1 rRNA gene is annotated in these 1,338 nt (G+C 53.2%); it reads left to right on the forward strand.

The window, feature by feature from the left end:
- Positions 1-1,338 (forward strand): 23S ribosomal RNA (locus H0485_RS21215); the annotation flags it as partial.

A 1,338-nucleotide genomic window follows, 5' to 3' on the forward strand; every position in this document is an offset into this window, starting at 1 on the left:
AACAGGTACTAATTACCTGAATACATAGGGTTTTTAGAGCAAACCCGGGGAACTGAAACATCTAAGTACCCGGAGGAAAGGACATCAATAGAGACTCCGTTAGTAGTGGCGAGCGAACGCGGATCAGCCGATCTGAGGAAAGTGACCAGAATGCACTGGAAAGTGCAGCCATAGTGGGTGACAGCCCCGTATGGGAAGCTCAATCAGACATATTAAGTAGGGCGGGACACGTGAAATCCTGTCTGAAGATCGGAGGACCACCTCCGAAGGCTAAGTACTCCTTACTGACCGATAGCGAACCAGTACCGTGAGGGAAAGGTGAAAAGCACCCCGACGAGGGGAGTGAAACAGTACCTGAAACCGGACGCCTACAAGCAGTCGGAGGAGCCTTGAGCTCTGACGGCGTACCTTTTGTATAATGGGTCAACGACTTGGTCTGTCGAGCAAGCTTAAGCCGTTAGGTGTAGGCGCAGCGAAAGCGAGTCTTAATAGGGCGCAGAGTTCGGCGGATCAGACCCGAAACCAGGTGATCTAGCCATGAGCAGGATGAAGGTAAGGTAACACTTACTGGAGGTCCGAACCAACACCCGTTGAAAAGGGTCTGGATGACTTGTGGCTAGGGGTGAAAGGCTAATCAAACCTGGAGATAGCTGGTTCTCCGCGAAAGCTATTTAGGTAGCGCCTCGGACGAATACCATCGGGGGTAGAGCACTGGATGGGCAATGGGGTCCCACAGACTTACTGAGCCTAACCAAACTCCGAATACCGATGAGTAATATCCGGGAGACACACGGCGGGTGCTAACGTCCGTCGTGAAGAGGGAAACAACCCTGACCTGCAGCTAAGGCCCCTAATTCATGGCTAAGTGGGAAAGCATGTGGGACGGCCAAAACAACCAGGAGGTTGGCTTAGAAGCAGCCATCCTTTAAAGATAGCGTAACAGCTCACTGGTCTAGATAAGCTGTCCTGCGGCGAAGATGTATCGGGGCTCAAGCCATGAGCCGAAGCTCGGGATGCACAGCGATGTGCGTGGTAGCGGAGCGTTCTGTGATAGAGCTCCATGTCTCTTGCTGCCTTACTCGTAAGGCAGCGCGGAGACGCGGAGCTTTCTGTGAAGCCGGGCCGTAAGGCATCCGGTGGAGAGATCAGAAGCGAGAATGTTGACATGAGTAGCGACAAAGAGGGTGAGAGACCCTCTCGCCGAAAGTCCAAGGGTTCCTGCTTAAAGCTAATCTGAGCAGGGTAAGCCGGCCCCTAAGGCGAGGCCGAAAGGCGTAGTCGATGGGAACAGGGTTAATATTCCCTGGCCAGGAGGATGTGACGGATCTCAAAGATTGT

It is taken from the genome of Pseudogemmobacter faecipullorum (assembly GCF_020539525.1).
Classification (GTDB): Bacteria; Pseudomonadota; Alphaproteobacteria; order Rhodobacterales; family Rhodobacteraceae; genus Pseudogemmobacter; species Pseudogemmobacter faecipullorum.